At 59.5% G+C, this 13213-nt stretch carries 13 protein-coding genes and 1 tRNA gene; 10 read left to right on the top strand and 4 right to left on the bottom strand.

The features are described 5' to 3' along the window. Window positions 1-70 precede the first annotated feature (70 nt). The 3 genes from yidC to rpmH all read right to left on the bottom strand — a co-directional run bounded on the left by yidC (window position 71) and on the right by rpmH (window position 2291). Window positions 71-1711, bottom strand: coding sequence for a membrane protein insertase YidC (gene yidC, locus VLJ37_11740; GenBank protein HSA60343.1), 1641 nt, complete (start codon window positions 1709-1711; stop codon window positions 71-73). Then, a complete protein-coding gene (gene yidD, locus VLJ37_11735; protein HSA60342.1) occupies window positions 1708-1914 on the bottom strand; it encodes a membrane protein insertion efficiency factor YidD in 207 nt (68 codons plus the stop codon). Before yidD ends, yidC begins: the two co-directional genes overlap by 4 nt. Window positions 1915-2141: 227 nt before the next feature. Then, window positions 2142-2291: a 50S ribosomal protein L34 gene (rpmH, locus tag VLJ37_11730; protein ID HSA60341.1), complete on the bottom strand. Its 150-nt coding sequence runs from the start codon at window positions 2289-2291 to the stop codon at window positions 2142-2144. A gap of 332 nt (window positions 2292-2623) precedes the next feature. On the opposite strand from rpmH, the gene dnaA reads away from it, so the two are divergent. The 3 genes from dnaA (at window position 2624) to gyrB (ending at window position 7988) form a co-directional block, all read left to right on the top strand. After that, window positions 2624-3994, top strand: coding sequence for a chromosomal replication initiator protein DnaA (dnaA, locus tag VLJ37_11725; protein HSA60340.1), 1371 nt, complete (start codon window positions 2624-2626; stop codon window positions 3992-3994). 294 nt (window positions 3995-4288) lie between these two features. Continuing rightward, window positions 4289-5410 (top strand): DNA polymerase III subunit beta, encoded by a 1122-nt coding sequence (gene dnaN / locus VLJ37_11720; GenBank protein HSA60339.1) that lies wholly within the window; start codon window positions 4289-4291, stop codon window positions 5408-5410. A 127-nt stretch (window positions 5411-5537) separates the two neighbouring features. Further along, complete coding sequence (gene gyrB, locus VLJ37_11715) at window positions 5538-7988, top strand: DNA topoisomerase (ATP-hydrolyzing) subunit B (protein ID HSA60338.1); 2451 nt, start codon at window positions 5538-5540, stop codon at window positions 7986-7988. 8 nt (window positions 7989-7996) lie between these two features. On the opposite strand, the gene aroF is transcribed toward gyrB, so the two are convergent. Next, window positions 7997-9016: a 3-deoxy-7-phosphoheptulonate synthase gene (gene aroF, locus VLJ37_11710; protein ID HSA60337.1), complete on the bottom strand. Its 1020-nt coding sequence runs from the start codon at window positions 9014-9016 to the stop codon at window positions 7997-7999. A 112-nt stretch (window positions 9017-9128) separates the two neighbouring features. Here aroF and VLJ37_11705 point away from each other — a divergent pair, with 112 nt between their 5' ends. From VLJ37_11705 to VLJ37_11675, 7 genes are all read left to right on the top strand, one after another. Beyond that, window positions 9129-9410, top strand: a complete 282-nt coding sequence (locus VLJ37_11705) for a DUF507 family protein (GenBank protein HSA60336.1) — start codon at window positions 9129-9131, stop codon at window positions 9408-9410. After that, on the top strand, window positions 9407-9679 hold the full coding sequence (locus VLJ37_11700; GenBank protein HSA60335.1) for a DUF507 family protein: 273 nt from the start codon (window positions 9407-9409) through the stop codon (window positions 9677-9679). Before VLJ37_11705 ends, VLJ37_11700 begins: the two co-directional genes overlap by 4 nt. Window positions 9680-9749: 70 nt before the next feature. Next, window positions 9750-10766, top strand: a complete 1017-nt coding sequence (gap, locus tag VLJ37_11695) for a type I glyceraldehyde-3-phosphate dehydrogenase (GenBank protein HSA60334.1) — start codon at window positions 9750-9752, stop codon at window positions 10764-10766. Beyond that, a complete protein-coding gene (locus VLJ37_11690; protein HSA60333.1) occupies window positions 10763-11929 on the top strand; it encodes a phosphoglycerate kinase in 1167 nt (388 codons plus the stop codon). The genes gap and VLJ37_11690 overlap by 4 nt, the downstream gene beginning before the upstream one ends. Window positions 11930-11947: 18 nt before the next feature. After that, window positions 11948-12706: a triose-phosphate isomerase gene (tpiA, locus tag VLJ37_11685; protein ID HSA60332.1), complete on the top strand. Its 759-nt coding sequence runs from the start codon at window positions 11948-11950 to the stop codon at window positions 12704-12706. 8 nt (window positions 12707-12714) lie between these two features. After that, window positions 12715-13038 carry a preprotein translocase subunit SecG gene (gene secG, locus VLJ37_11680; protein ID HSA60331.1) on the top strand — a complete coding sequence of 108 codons (324 nt, stop codon included), beginning with the start codon at window positions 12715-12717 and terminating at the stop codon, window positions 13036-13038. 92 nt (window positions 13039-13130) lie between these two features. After that, window positions 13131-13212 (top strand) — tRNA-Leu (locus tag VLJ37_11675). Window position 13213 lies beyond the last annotated feature (1 nt).

The following is a 13213-nucleotide window of genomic DNA, read 5'->3' as shown; positions in this document are numbered from 1 at the left end:
TAATCCGCAATACTCCGCAAGACGATGACGAAAATTTAATCGGGCGGGGTCCGCCGGATGACGCAAAACGTTACAAAACGGCCTGGGGCCGCTGTCCCTTGAGGAGATCGCGCCAGCGGATCCCCTTCTGGTACATCCACTGCTGGAGGACGCTGAAGGCGGTGTTGACGAAGATATAAAGGACCAACCCGACCGGCAGGAAGAGCATGAAGGCCGTGAACATCACGGGCATGATCATCATCATCTGCTTCTGGGTCGGGTCCGCCGAGGCGGAAGGCGTCAGCTTTTGTTGCAGCACCATCGAGATACCCAGAAGAACCGGAAGAATGAAATACGGATCCGGCCCGGAGAGATCCCGGTAAAAGCCCACGAACGGGGCGTGGCGGAGCTCGATCGCGTTGTAGAGCACTTTGTAGAGCGCGATGTAGATGGGCATCTGCATCAGCATGGGCAGGCAGCCGCCCACGGGATTCACGTTGTGCGACCGGAAGAGGGCCATCGTTTCGGCGTTCAGCCTCTGGCGGTCGTCCTTATATTTGTCCTTGAGGGCCGCCAGCTTGGGCTGCAGCTTCTGCATCTCCTTCATCTGCTTCATCGATTTGACCGTCAGGGGGTTCATCACGAGCTTGATGACGAGGGTCAGGACGATGACCGCGAGTCCCCAGTTCTTGACCGCCACATGGAAGACCTGAAGAAGCTTGAGAATGGGGATCGCCAGGACCGAGAACCAACCGTAGTCGACCGCCTTTTCGAGCCCGACGCCCGCCCGAAGGAGGTATTCCCGCTCTTTCGGGCCGGCGTAGAAGGAGAAGTTCTCCTCATGCCGCCCTTGCGCCGGGATCGACACCTCCCCGGGGTACAAGGCGAGGTTTAGGAAATCGCCTTCGTTGCGGATCTGGAGGAGCTGATCCGGAGAATCGCGGCGGGAGATCAGGGAGATCAGAAAGTACCGGTCTTCGATGCCACCCCAAGGGACCTGACCGCGCAGGTCCGACGGTTCTTTCAGGACCGCGACGTGTTTCACGTCCGTGCCGAGCCGATAGAGAAAGCCGCGGTGGTCGCCCGGGCCCTGGAGAAAGCTGAGAAAGCCCTTCGGCTTGGGAGGAAACTGGCGCGCCCTCCACCCGAGTCCCAGTTTTCCGCGAAAATCCTGAGCGGACCGGTTTTCGACCGCCACCTTCAGGTTCAGAAGGTATCCGTCCTCCGACCAGTCGTAGGTCTTGGTCACTTTGAGGCCTTCGGTCGCCGCTTCGAAGGCGATCGTCCGGTCCTTGTTCGCCCCCAAGTCCGCGGAAGCGGTCTCGTAGGATCCGTCCGGGGGAAGGGCCGCGTTGCAGTCCAGGCACAAAAGGTCGAGAGATTTCTCCTCGGGGAACGGGAGCAGGTTGACCGGCAGGCTGTCCTTCTTCACGTCCTGCCGGTATTTTTTCAAAAAGATGTTCGAAAGCCTCCCGCCGTGGCTCGCCCACTCCAGCGTCATGAGTGGCGTCTCTTTGAGCGTCAAGGTCTCGGGCCTCGTGACGGAGGCGTCGCCCGCAGCAGGCGCCGGCGAAACAGTTTGGGACACTTGAGGGGCGGGTGATGCCGCTGTCGAGGTCGCCGCAGTCGGCGGAGTCACCATCGATGATTTGGATCCATAAAAATAATACCAGCCGATCAGGACCAAGAAGGAGAGGGCGGCTGCTATCAAGGAGCGATGTTGGTCTTTCATGCGGGGTCAAGGCCTCCGGGGTGAAAGGGGTGACAGGAACAAAGCCTCTTCGCGGTCTTGGCCAAGGCGGTCCCCAAAGGATAGCGTTCCAGGGCCTCCAGGGCGTAGGCGGAACAGGTCGGTTCGAAGCGGCACTGCCCCCCCAGAAACGGAGAGAAAAAAATCCTATAAAACACGACTAAGTTCTTGAAAAAGCTCTTCATTTTTGATTTTTGCCGCCGACGGGTCGACCCTACATATCACGAGCCTCCCCGGAAGCAACGCCCTTTTTGACCGGAACCACTCGCGCACGACGCGCTTGACCCGGTTGCGGTCCACCGCGCGCCGGATCTTTCGCGTCACGAGGATGCGGAGAAGAAAATCCGCTCCAGACCTTTTTTTGATCTGGACCTGGAAGTGAGGAAGGGAAAATTTCCCGGTCACATCGGAACTACTTTTTCGAAATCCCGACCGTCAGACGCTTGCGGCCCTTTTGCCGTCGGCGGCTCAAAACCTTTCGCCCGCCCGGACTGCTCATCCTTTTTCTAAACCCGTGTGTCCGCAAACGCCGCTTCTTATGGGGTTGGAAGGTTCTCTTCACGTCTAGGCCTCGCTGTTGTTGGGTTTGCCGACTTTGCTTTTTCCGGGCCGACGCTAGAGAGGTTTGGGTTTTTCGTCAACGGGAAATTTTTTTTATTCTTTTTCAACGACTTCGAAAAAATCAAAAAATGTTTTTGATTTTTTCTAGACATTAAAAATTTTATTTGCCATGAACGCACAGCTTTTTGAAACTTAGTCGAAGCCGTAAAAATTTTTCTCCCGGTTCATCCCTCGCGGGGAGAAAACTCGGTAAGGAGTCGGCGGTCCTGACGACAAGATCAGGCCGCTTCCGACAACCTATCCACAAGTGTTGATAAGTCTGTGGATAATCGCATGGAGAGGTTCGTCTTGGCTGATTCTTCCAAGCCTTCCAGGTTTTCTTTTCTCGCAGAAAAGATTAGGGATTTAGGGATTTCCCCTGCCTGGAGCGGTCAGGTTGAGCTCCTTCCCTCCTTAGAGGACGATCGGGCCGTCATTCAAGTCCGCAACCGGTTCGTCCGGGATTGGATTCGAGAAAATTTCCTGCCTCAGGTCTTGAAGGAGATGGAGGGGCGCGGCGGCCCTGATCTTTCCATTCAGATCGTCATCGCGGCCTCTTCTTCCGAAAGCGCCGCAGCCCCGGTGATCGCAGCGGGCTCCGGAGGCAAGACACCCGTCGCTCACGCGCAGCCCTCTCCGGCCCATGACTCTCTCAAGGGCAAGTATTCCTTCGATCATTTCGTCGTCGGCTCGTCAAACCAGTTCGCCCATGCGGCGGCCCGCGCCGTGGCCAAGAACCCGGGACGAAACTACAACCCCCTCTTCCTCTACGGCGGCGTGGGCTTGGGCAAGACCCATCTTCTGAACGCCATCGGGTTGGAGATCCTCAAAAGCAATCCCTCGGCCCGCATCATCTGCCTCTCCTCCGAAAAGTTCATGAACGAGGTCATATATTGCATGCGTTTTGACAAGATGGGGGAGCTTCGAAAGAAGTACCGGGATAGCTGCGACGTCCTCCTGATCGACGACATCCAATTCATCGCCGGCAAGGAGCGCACTCAGGACGAATTCTTTCACACTTTCAATCATCTCTACGACCTGCAGAAGCAAATCGTCCTGACATGCGATAAGTCCCCGCGAGAAATCCCTGACTTGGAGGAACGCCTCCGTTCGCGATTCGAATGGGGCCTCTTGGCGGATATCCAGGTCCCCGATCTGGAGACCCGCATCGCAATCCTGAGGAGAAAGTCGGACGATGACGGCATCGGTTTAGAGGACGAGGTTTCGCTTTTCCTCGCTTCGCACATCAAATCGAACGTCCGGGAGCTGGAAGGCTCCCTGATCCGGCTGAATGCCTTTGCCACGTTGAACAACGTTCCCCTTTCAATCTCCCTGGCCAAGGACGTGCTCAAAAACGTCCTCTCCGGCGTCGATCGGGTACTGACGGTGGAGCACATCCAAAAGGTCGTCGCCGATTTTTACAAGCTCAAGCTCGCCGACCTGACCGGCAAGCGTCGCATCAAGAGCCAATCCCTCCCAAGGCAGATCGCCATGTACCTCTGCCGCAAGCATGTGAAGTCGTCCTACCCCGAAATCGGCCAAAAGTTCGGCGGCAAGGACCACTCGACGGTCGTTCACGCCTTTTCGAAGATCAAAAGGGTCCTTGAATCCGACTCGACCCTCCGCAGCCACGTCGAAATCCTGGAACAAACCATCTCGCGTTGATCCATGGATCTGGGGATAAGTCCCCCTGGAGACATGAAGATCGGTGTGTCTGTCGAAGGTGAGAGTGTGGATGCTTTTTCGGTTTTGGGGATAACCCGAGTTATCCCCGTTCATCCCCGGATTCTCCACATGGGTTTGCCGGTGTTTTAAGCCCTTAAGAATGTCCTTTAACCCTAAAATAAGGCTTCACATTCCGGGTTATCCCCACTAGGATCGGCGCACTATTTCTGCGGCAACTAATTATTAAATTAAATAAATAAGAGAGACAGAGTGGGCGTTTAGGAGGCATCCCTCATGGAACTGAAAATCAAAAAAACCGACTTTCTCAACCTTCTCAAATGGTCCCAGGGAATCGTCGAAAAACGGGGAACCATGCCCATCCTTTCCAACATCCTCCTGGAAACGGGCGACAAGTCCTCAAATACCCTCAAGGTTTCAGCGACCGATCTGGAGATCGCCCTGGTCGCGGAGGGAGGCGCGGAGATCAAGGCGCCGGGGCGGGTGGTCGTCAACGCACGCAATCTCTATGAAATTGTGAAAGAGGCCCCCGAGGAGATCATCCATCTTTCCAAAAAAGGGGACTTTGGGATCGAGATCGCTTCCGGCAAGTCGCGGTTCCGCGTCGTGGGGATGAATCCGGCGGAATTCCCAACCCTCCCTCAGGTCGCGTCCAAAGAAGAGGTTCCCTTCGAGTCGGACGAACTGGAGGAAATGATCGGCAAGACCTTTTACGCGGCCTCGACCGACGAGACCCGGTACACCCTCAACGGTCTCTATCTCGTCCGCGTCGCCAAAGGGGATAAGGGCTACCTCCGCGTGGTGGCGACCGACGGGCATCGCCTGGCGTATGCGGATCGGGAAACCAGCGCCAAGTTGAATCTGCCCAAGGGGATCATCATCCCCCGCAAAGGGGTCAGCGAAATCAAGAACCTGATCGGCACGGGAGAAGGGAACCTCTCTGTTTCAATCGACGAGCGGGCCATCGTCTTCCACAAGGGTAAGGTTTCCCTCACGATCCGGTTGATCGAAGGTGAATTTCCGAATTACGAGCAGGTGATTCCCAAAAAGTCGGAAAAGATCGTATCCGTCGACCGGGCCCTTCTCATGGGGGCCCTCCGACGCGCCTCCATCATGACCTCCGACCAGGCCCGCGGGGTCCGCTTCAATTTTGGCACCGGGGTCGTGGAGGTGAGCGCCTCACACCCGGACTTGGGAGAGGCGAGCGAAGAAATTCCCATCGACTACAAGGGAGCCACCTTTCAGGTGGGGTTCAATCCACGCTATTTTCTCGACGTCCTGAGCGTCTTGGAAGACGAAAAACTCATCTTGGAGCTCAAGGACGAGATCTCTCCCTGCGTCATTCGCTCCGAATTTGACCGTGGCTTTTTGGCCCTCGTTATGCCCATGAGAATCTAGATTTTTCCCGCCAAAAACACATCATAAGTATTTGATATTGTTACAGTTTTAGGCATCATTTCCCCTTTACATCCCAAGCCCCCGCGTGATAGCAAGAGACATCGAAGCCGAGGAGAAAAATAAGCCTATGTCTGAAGCCTCTCCCGCCAAAAAGGCGGCATCCTCCGCATACGACGCGAGTTCGATTAAAGTCCTCGAAGGCTTGGAGGCCGTCCGCAAGCGTCCCGCCATGTACATCGGGTCCACAGGATCCCCGGGCCTGCACCACCTGGTTTACGAGGTCGTCGACAACTCCGTCGACGAGGCCCTGTCCGGCGAATGCGACCAGATCGACGTCACGATCCACATCGACAACTCGGTCACGGTCATCGACAACGGACGCGGCATCCCGGTGGAAATGCATCCAACGGAAAAACGCCCCGCGGCCGAGGTCGCCCTCACCAAGCTGCACGCCGGCGGCAAGTTCGACCATTCCTCCTACAAAGTGTCCGGCGGCTTGCACGGCGTGGGCGTCTCGTGCGTGAACGCCCTGTCCGAAAAGCTCGATCTCGAGATCTTCCGCGACGGCAAGGTCTATCACCAGTGGTACAAGCGCGGCGTTCCGCAAATCGATTTCGAAACGACGGGCAAGACGGCCCGGCGCGGCACCAAGGTGACATTCAAGCCGGACGCGGAAATCTTCGAGACGACGGAGTACAGTTTCGACATCCTTTCCAACCGGCTCCGCGAATTGTCGTTCTTGAACAAGGGCCTCAAGATTTCGATCACGGACGAACGGACGGGGAAGAAGCACGATTTTTGCTACGAGGGGGGGATCAAGAGCTTCGTGGAGTTCCTGAACCAGCGGAAGAATCCCCTCCATGACGTCATCTATGTCGAGGCGGAGAAGGACCGGATCGTCCTCGAGCTCGCCATGCAGTACAACGACAGCTACGCCGAGAACATTTTCTCCTTTGCGAACAACATCAACACCATCGAGGGCGGCACTCACCTGGTGGGATTCAAGGCGGCCATCACGCGCGCCATCAACCAGTACGCGTCCACCCACAATCTCCTCAAGGACTTGAAGGAAAATCCCGTCGGCGAGGACGTGCGCGAAGGGCTCTGCGCCGTCATTTCGGTCAAGATCCCGGATCCCCAGTTCGAAGGCCAGACCAAGGCGAAGCTCGGCAACTCCGAGGTGGAGGGGCTGGTCAAGCAGGTCGTTTACGAGAGGCTCTCCGAATTCTTGGAAAAGAACCCGGGCATCGCAAAAAAGATGGTCGCCAAGATCATCGACGCCGCCCGCGCGCGCGAGGCGGCGCGGCAGGCCCGCAATCTCGTCCGCCGCAAGGGCGCGCTGGATGTCGGCTCCCTCCCCGGCAAGCTCGCCGATTGCCAGGAGCGGGACCCCGCCCACTCCGAGCTCTTCATCGTCGAGGGCGAATCCGCCGGCGGCAGCGCCAAGCAGGGCCGCGACCGCCGCAATCAGGCCATCCTGCCCCTGAAGGGCAAGATCTTGAACGTCGAGAAGGCCCGTTTCGACAAGATGCTGTCCTCCGAGGAAATCCGGGTTCTCTTCACGGCCCTGGGGGTCGGTGTCGGCGACCAGGAGGGGAACGGCCAGGACCTCTCCAAGCTCCGGTACCATTCGATCATCCTGATGTGCGACGCGGACGTCGACGGCTCGCACATTCGCACCCTCCTGCTCACGTTTTTTTACCGGCAGATGCCGGAGATCGTGGCGAAGGGCCATCTCTTCATCGCCCAGCCCCCGCTCTATCGGGTCAAGAAGGGAAAGACGGAGAAATACCTGCGGGGAGACGCGGAGCTGGAAGACCTGCTCATCGACATGGGCGTCGAGGGCGTCCGCGTGAAGGTGCAAGCCAAGGAGATCTCGGGCCAAGACCTGACCAAGCTCACGAAAAAGCTCGTCCGCTACCGCCGCATCCTCGACCTCATCCAGAAACGCGGCGATCCCCGCATCGTCGACGCCTTCGTCGAAGCGGCCGACATCGATAGGACCCTCCTCAAGGACGGCAAGCGGCTCGATCTCGAGCTCGATCGGATCGCGAACTATCTCACAAAGCACTCCCCGGACCTGAAGGATTTCGACATCGAGATGGAAAAGGACCCCGAGCACGAGGCCCAGAGGGTCGTCTACAAGACGATGTTCAACAACGTGCCGCGCCGGACGGTCTTGGACATCGAGTTCCTCAACTCCGCCGACTTTGGGGAGCTCCGGAAGCTCGCGCGCGAGTTCCGGGAGCTCGGGTCCGGTCCCTTCCAGGCGACGGCCGGCACCAAGGCCGAGGTGGAATCCTTCGAGTTCGACGACCTGGAAAAGGTGAAGGACTTCGTCATGAAACGCGGCCAGCAGGGCCAGGACATCCAGCGGTACAAGGGCCTGGGAGAGATGAACCCCCATCAGCTGTGGGACACGACGATGGATCCCGAAAAGAGGACCCTCCGCAAGGTGACCGTCGAGGACGCCGTCGAGGCCGATCAAATCTTCACCGTCCTCATGGGCGACCAAGTCGAGCCCAGGCGCCAGTTCATCGAGGACAATGCGCTGACGGTCAAGAACCTGGATATCTAGGGTATTTTCTAGACGCTTCGTCCCAAGACTGCCGCCAACGGGCGGAGCTTCCCCATCAACTCATCGAACTTCTTGAACGTCAGCGACTGGGCCCCGTCGGAGAGGGCCTCTTCCGGCCTGGGGTGGACCTCAATCATGAGGCCGTCCGCGCCGGCGGCGACCGAGGCCAGGGCCATCGGCTGAACATACTGCCAGCTCCCCGTCCCGTGGGACGGGTCGACGACGATGGGCAGGTGCGTGAGCTCCCGCAAGACCGGCACGGCGTTCAAATCGAGCGTGTTCCGCGTCGCCGTCTCGAAGGTGCGGATGCCCCGCTCGCAGAGGATGACGTTCGGGTTGCCGCCGGTGAGGATATATTCGGCCGAAAGAAGCCACTCCTTGATCGTCGTCGCCATCCCGCGCTTGAGCATGACCGGCTTCTTGGACTGGCCGAGCTCCTTGAGCAGGGAAAAATTCTGGACGTTCCGGGCCCCCACTTGCAGGACGTCGGCGTACTTCTCCACCATCTCCACGTCATCGGCGTCCATGATCTCGGTGATCACCGGCAGGCCCGTCTCCTTCCGGGCCTTGGCCAGGAATTTCAGACCCTCCTCCTCCAAGCCCTGAAAGTCGTAGGGCGAGGTCCGGGGCTTGAAGGCACCGCCGCGAAGCACCTGGGCGCCCGCCTCTTTGACCGCCCGGGCGGTTTCCAGGATTTGCTTCTCGCTCTCCACGGAGCACGGGCCCGCCATCACGCAGACCCTCGGCCCTCCGATCTCGACGCCCCCGCCCAAGGGGATGACGGACGTCGCCTTGCGCGTCTCCCGGCTCGCCAGCTTGTAGGGCTTGGAGATCGGAACCACCGCCTCGACCCCCTCCGCGCTTTGGAGGGCGAAGAGGTCCTTTTTTTTCTTTTCGTGGCCGATGCAGGCGATGACCGTCCGCTCCTCCCCATGGATCACGTGCGGCCGGAATCCCAGACGCTTGATCTCCTCGGAGACGTGGTCGACGTCTTTCTTGGTGGCCCCAACTTTCATGACAATAATCATATGAGAGTGAATTTACGTTAAAACCGTTTGAATTTCGAGGGGTTTTCAGACTAGAAGCCTCCCTCACACCCTTCGGGTGCGATTCAGGCGTGGATTGCTGGAGGTGTTCATCGTGAAACTCAAGCGCGAAGAGATCCGGAAGATCGCCGAACTGGTGATGAAGAACCTGACGGCGCACGCCTTGATCGAGCCCAAGGTCCCCCATGAAAAGCTCGTCGAAAAGGTCGAGTCCCTGATCTTCAAGAATCTGGAGGAAGAGGTTTCCATCGAGGAGGAAGTCAAAAAGCTGATGGAGCAATACCGCGCCCAGATCGCCTCGGGATCGATCGACCCGCAAAAGGCCTACACGATGATCAAGAAGCAGGTCGCGAAGGATCGGAAGTTCATTCTATGAAATTTTCGGAAGATCGCATCTCGCACCTCGCCCATATCATCCATAAGGGTCTCATCAAGGACGGATCGGCGGTCTATGCCGACGACGACCGGGCCCATCGCGAGATCAAGAAAACCCTGATAGACTATGTCAAGGTGGAAGACGCCGCCGATCAGGCCGCCCGCGACAAGATCGCGACCCTCAAACGGGGGGTCCTGGAGGGAAGCCGGGAGTGGGAGGTCCTCTACCGGAAGTATTTCGAGGAGGAGATGTCCAAAAAAGGGCGGTAGTTCGAGGGGTTGACGGGGTTACGCGCGCGGAGTATACCCGCGCGATTTCTTTTGGAAGACGAGGAGACTCATGGCGGTCAAGGTCGGCATCAACGGTCTCGGGCGCATCGGCAAGGGCATCGTGTCCGCTTGGGTCGAGCGGAACTTCGACGGCTTTGACATCGTCGTCATCAACGACAAGACGGAGGCGTCGTCCTTCGCCCACCTCCTCAAGTACGACTCCGTCCACGGACGCCTTCACGCGGACCTGAAGGGCGAAGGGAATTCCATCGTCATCGGCGGCTCCAAGCGGATCGCCCTCTGCTCCCATCCGAACCCGGACGAGATCCCCTGGGACGAGTACGGCGTCGACATCGTCTTGGAATGCACCGGCAAGTTCACGGACCGCGAAAAGGCCCAGCTCCACCTGAAGCGCAAGGGCGTGAAGAAGGTCATCATCAGCGCCCCGGCAAAAAACCCGGACGTCACCCTCGTGCTCGGCGTGAACGAGAAGACCTACGATCCCGCCAAGCACCACCTGATCTCGAACGCCTCCTGCACGACCAACTGTCTGGCCCCCGTCGCGAAGGTTCTTCACGAAAATTTCGGGATCGAGCGCGGGTTCATGACGACGATCCACTCCTACACGAACGACCAGAAGATTTTGGACAAGTACCACAAGGACCTGCGCCGGGCCCGCGCCGGAGCCCTTTCGATGATTCCGACGACCACCGGCGCGGCCAAGTCGATCGGCGTCGTCATGCCGGAGCTCGCCGGCAAGCTCGACGGGACCTCCATCCGCGTTCCGACGCCGAACGTCTCGCTCGTCGACCTGGTCTGCTCGGTCAACAAGCCGGCCTCCGTCCAGGCCGTCAACGACGCCTACCGGAAGGCGGCCGCCGGACCCTTGAACGGCATCTTGAGCATCTGCGACGAACCCCTCGTCTCCATCGACTTCAACGGAACCTGGGAGTCCGCCACCATCGACACCCAGCAGACCGCGGCCATCGAGAACCGTCTGGTCAAGGTCATGGCCTGGTACGATAATGAGACCGGCTTCTCCCACCGCATGCTCGATGTGGCGGGCTTGGTGGCCAAGGGCCTATGAAGTACGTCGATCAACTCAACGTGGCGGGCCGTCGCGTCTTTGTGCGCGTGGACTTCAACGTCCCGCATGACGGCGGACACATCCAGGACGACACCCGCATCCGCGAGGCCCTGCCGACCATCCAATACCTCATGGACCAGAAGGCCAAGATCATCCTGGGATCGCACCTGGGCCGCCCCAAGGGCCATGAGGCCTCCGAGACGCTCGTGCCCGTTGCCGAGAAGCTGGCGGAGCTCCTGGGCCGTCCCGTGATCCTTCCGGAGGATTGCGTCGGCGATGCCGCCAAGAAACTTGCGCATGATCTCCGGGAGGGCGAAGTCCTTCTCTTGGAGAATCTCCGGTTTCACAAGGAAGAAGAGGCGAATGACCCGGGCTTTGCCCAGGCCCTCGCGCAGCTCGCGGAGGTCTATGTGAATGACGCCTTCGGAACCATGCACCGCGCCCACGCCTCCACCGTCGGCATGGTGAAACACTTTAAGGAAAAAGGCGCGGGGCTCCTGGTCCGCAAGGAGCTCGAGTACCTGAGCCCTCTCCTGGGCCGTCCCGCGCGGCCTTTTGTCGCGGTTCTCGGAGGGGCCAAGGTCTCCGACAAGATCGGGCTGATCGAGCACCTGGTCGGAAAGGTGGACGAGCTCCTCTTGGGAGGCGGGCTCGCCTATACCTTTCTGAAGGCGATGGGCCGTCCCATCGGCAAGTCCAAGTGCGAGGACGACAAACTCTACGTCGCCCAGCGCATCCTCCAAAAGGCGAAGGACAACGACGTGCCGGTGCGCCTTCCGGTCGACCACCGCGTGGCGGACAAGATCGCCGCGAATTCCGTGGCCGCGGTGGCCGCCCAGGTTCCCGAGGGAAAGATGGGTTTGGACATCGGCCCCGAGACGGCGCGGCAGTATGCGGAGGTCCTCAAGCGGGCGAAGACCGTTTTTTGGAACGGGCCGATGGGGGTGTTCGAGTACGCGCCCTTCGCCGAGGGCAGCCTGACGGTTGCCCGCGCCATTGCCGAGTCGGAGGCTGTTTCCGTGGTCGGCGGAGGCGAGAGTCTCGCGGCCGTCAAGATGGCCGGTGTCGAGGCCCGGATCACGCACCTCTCCACGGGCGGCGGCGCCGCGTTGGAGTTCTTGGAAGGCAAGGGCCTTCCGGGCCTCACGGCCCTTGAAATCTAAGAAAAATCTGAACCCATCATGCGCAAGCCTCTCATTGTCGGAAATTGGAAGATGCATGGGACGCTGGAGGAGACCCTCAAGCTCATCACCGAGCTTCGCCACAAGCTCCCCGCCGCGACCGCGGCGGACGTCGCCGTCGCCCCGCCCTTCACGTCCCTCTATACCGCCCACGTGGCCCTGCAGGAGACCCCCATTCTCCTGGCGGCCCAAAACATGCACTGGGAGACCGAAGGGGCGTTCACGGGGGAAATCTCGGGCGCCTTTCTCAAGGACGCGGGCTGCGCCATGGTCCTCTTGGGCCATTCGGAACGGCGGCAGCATTTTTCGGAAACGGACGAAGGAGTCAACCGCAAGGCGTTGACCGCCCTGACACTGGAGATCACGCCGGTCGTTTGCATCGGCGAGACCTGGGACCAGCGGAAGGCGGGCAAGACGGAGGCCGTGATCGAGACCCAGATCAAGAAGGGGCTGCAAGGCATCCCCATGGGCGAGCTTCCGAACGTCGTGGTTGCCTACGAGCCCGTTTGGGCGATCGGGACCGGACAGACGGCCAAGCCCGACGACGTCGAGTCGGCCCTTCATTTCATCAGAAACTTCATCGCCAAGTCCTACGACGCCCCGGCGTCGAACGCGATCCGCCTTCTCTATGGAGGCAGCGTAACGCCGGAGACGGCCCCCGAGCTGGCTCAGGCGGGGAACGTGGACGGATTCCTCGTGGGCGGGTCGAGCCTGTCCATCGACAAGTTCTTAAAGATCATCGCGGCAAAGGGAAAATAGGAGAGTTTATGGAATTACTCGTGACCGTCATTCACTACATCGTCTGCTTCTTTCTGATCATCGTGATCCTCCTCCAGGCCGGCAAGGGCGCGGATATCGGCGCGGCGTTCGGCGCGGGAGGCTCGCAGACGCTCTTCGGTCCACGGGGCGCGGCGACCTTTTTGAACAAGTTGACGGCGGTGGTGGCTTTGATCTTTCTGACGACGTCCTTGAGCCTCGTGTCCCTGTCGAAGAACGGGGGCCGAGGCTCCGTCCTGGGCAAGGTGCCCTTGCCGCCGTCGGTCGAAACGGCCCCCGCGGCCCCGTTGACAACGCCGGAGACGCAACAGTAGCTTATTTACTCCCTTCGATGGGGGTTTCAGGGGGAGAGCAGGATCTCCCCATGACTATAGCGAGGATCCGGCTTTGCCGGTCCGAGCGGAACGCCGGGATGGTGGAACTGGCAGACACGTACGTTTGAGGGGCGTATGGCGCAAGCCGTGGGGGTTCGAGTCCCCCTCCCGGCAC

It is taken from the genome of bacterium (assembly GCA_035454885.1).
Taxonomy (GTDB): domain Bacteria; phylum UBA10199; class UBA10199; order JACPAL01.
This window is presented reverse-complemented; position numbering and strand designations above follow the sequence as displayed.

Excerpts from the sequence above, each read along its gene's own strand:
- gap (HSA60334.1), top strand. The coding sequence starts at position 9,750 with ATGGCGGTCAAGGTCGGCATCAACGGTCTCGGGCGCATCGGCAAGGGC.
- yidD (HSA60342.1), bottom strand. The coding sequence starts at position 1,914 with ATGAAGAGCTTTTTCAAGAACTTAGTCGTGTTTTATAGGATTTTTTTC.
- yidC (HSA60343.1), bottom strand. The coding sequence starts at position 1,711 with ATGAAAGACCAACATCGCTCCTTGATAGCAGCCGCCCTCTCCTTCTTG.
- VLJ37_11700 (HSA60335.1), top strand. The coding sequence starts at position 9,407 with ATGAAATTTTCGGAAGATCGCATCTCGCACCTCGCCCATATCATCCAT.
- dnaA (HSA60340.1), top strand. The coding sequence starts at position 2,624 with ATGGAGAGGTTCGTCTTGGCTGATTCTTCCAAGCCTTCCAGGTTTTCT.
- aroF (HSA60337.1), bottom strand. The coding sequence starts at position 9,016 with ATGATTATTGTCATGAAAGTTGGGGCCACCAAGAAAGACGTCGACCAC.
- tpiA (HSA60332.1), top strand. The coding sequence starts at position 11,948 with ATGCGCAAGCCTCTCATTGTCGGAAATTGGAAGATGCATGGGACGCTG.
- VLJ37_11690 (HSA60333.1), top strand. The coding sequence starts at position 10,763 with ATGAAGTACGTCGATCAACTCAACGTGGCGGGCCGTCGCGTCTTTGTG.
- secG (HSA60331.1), top strand. The coding sequence starts at position 12,715 with ATGGAATTACTCGTGACCGTCATTCACTACATCGTCTGCTTCTTTCTG.
- dnaN (HSA60339.1), top strand. The coding sequence starts at position 4,289 with ATGGAACTGAAAATCAAAAAAACCGACTTTCTCAACCTTCTCAAATGG.
- gyrB (HSA60338.1), top strand. The coding sequence starts at position 5,538 with ATGTCTGAAGCCTCTCCCGCCAAAAAGGCGGCATCCTCCGCATACGAC.